Source organism: Geomonas sp. (genome assembly GCF_056994735.1).
In genome coordinates this window covers 1-1,899 of sequence record NZ_JBXKJL010000138.1, presented here as the reverse complement: position 1 = coordinate 1,899, position 1,899 = coordinate 1, and the positions used below count along the sequence as shown (strand labels likewise).

The 1,899-nt window shown below is 60.3% G+C and carries 2 protein-coding genes; both read right to left on the bottom strand.

The window, feature by feature from the left end; all coding sequences use genetic code 11:
• Positions 1 to 664: capsule assembly Wzi family protein (locus AC11W3_RS06910; RefSeq protein ID WP_484092709.1), on the bottom strand; the 664-nt coding region annotated here is incomplete at its 3' end.
• 143 nt (positions 665 to 807) lie between these two features.
• Positions 808 to 1,899 (bottom strand): sugar transferase (locus tag AC11W3_RS06905; protein WP_484092708.1); only part of this gene is annotated, 1,092 nt, incomplete at its 5' end.

Genomic DNA, 1,899 nt, shown 5'->3' with positions numbered 1-1,899 from the left:
TGCCCGCTAAAAGCAAGGGCTCGACCAGAGCCGACACCTTGTCAGTGACAAATCCCTCCACATCCCAGCGCAACTCGACATTACTGCCACGATGGTAGATCACCCCTTCGTTGTTCTCCAGAAGGGGAGTCCCTTCCGTGCCGCTCTGGGTCAGCACGTTAGCGTCGCTGTCGGGACGCAGTTTGCCGCCGATGAAGCCGAACGCCGACTGTCCTCCTCGCACGTACACCCGCCGGTCGTAGCTGCGCGGCATGCCGTCCAGGTAGACATAGCGGAGCCTCGCCGCGGAGAGGAGGTCGTAATCGAAGACGGGCGCGCTGCCTGGCGTATCACGCAGCGCGGCCTCGCGGGGCAGCAACTCATGCAGGCGTTGCACCAGTTGCTCCGCAAGTTCCGGAACCTCGGCGTCGCCTCGTCCCAGGTTTTTCTCAGCTTCGAGCAGGAGGCGGGCTGTTTCCGCTTTCGAATAGGGTCTCACCCCCTTGACGTAAGTGTCGAGGAGGCCGAACCCGGCCAGCTTTTCCAGGTAGGAATAGATCGGACTGTCCAGGGGAATGTTGTTGGAGGCGAGCCCCCAGGCGGAGGCAGGGAGCGCCCAGAGGAAGAGGAGTACGACAATCGCCCGGAAATTCCTGGCGCGGGCAAGCTTGGTACATCTGTTCATTCAGTTGAATCCTATTCGAGCGCTGCAATAGACTGTGGTGCAGTGGCCTGGTTTACCCGCGCCCTCCCCTGCCAGCAGGCGCCTTTACGGGCAAGACCCTCTGAGCGGTTTGGCCAGGCATGCGTCAAGAAGCCTGGTCGGCATCAGCACGCCCCTTCCCTGAAAAAGACCACCTTGATGGTACGCAGGATGAGCTTCAGGTCGGTGGCGAGGCTCCAGGAGTCGATGTACTCAAGATCAAGTCGCACCACTTCGTCGAAATCGGTGACGGAGTTCCTGCCGCTGACCTGCCAAAGGCCCGTGATCCCGGGCTTCATGCAGATCCTCTTGCGTTGCCAGTTCGCATACTCCTGAACCTCGGCGGGAGTGGGGGGCCTGGTTCCGACCAGGCTCATCTCTCCCTTGAGGACATTCCAGAACTGCGGCAGCTCATCGAGGCTTGTCTTTCTCAGGAAAGCGCCCACACGGGTGACGCGGGGATCGTTCTTCATCTTGAAGATGGCCCCCTCCATCTCGTTTAGGTGCATGAGCTCCTTCTTGCGATCCTCCGCGTCGACGAACATAGAGCGGAACTTCCAGCAGGTGAAGGTCCTGCCATTCTCCCTCACGCGCATTTGGCCAAAGAAGAGCGGGCCCGGCGACTCAAGCTTGACCGCAATGGCGATGAACGGGAAGAGGCACGCGGAAAATGCCAAACCGACACAGGCGCCTGCGATATCCAAGCAGCGCTTGTAGAAGAGCTGGTCCGCGTCCACCGAGACGGAGCGGAAGGTTAAGAGCGGCACCTCGCCGTGCAGCATGCCCAGTTCCTTCTTCCCTTGGAAGCGGTAGTAGAGGTTCAGCACCGTCCTGGACGTGATTCCCATCTCGTCCAGCGCGGCGATGTGATCGCCGATTTCGAAGCGGGCTTCCTCCTTGGAGTCGCAGAAGATCACCTCGTCCACCGGGCGCGACTTGCAAATTTCCACGAGGTCGCTGAGGGGGCCGAGCACCGGGATGCCTTGCAGCGTGCGCCCTTCGTGCAGTTGATGCGTATGCACAACGCCTACGACATTGAGCCCCCACCACTTGTGGCGCCCAAGGATGTCAATGATCCTTTTCGCACTCTCGCCGGTCCCAACGAGCAGGATGTTGCGATAGTTGTACCCTTCGAGACGAAGCAGACTCAGGGCGATGCGCACCAGGAATTGTTCAGCGAGGAGCAGGAGAAAGGCGAGGAAGAGGAAGGCGGCAAA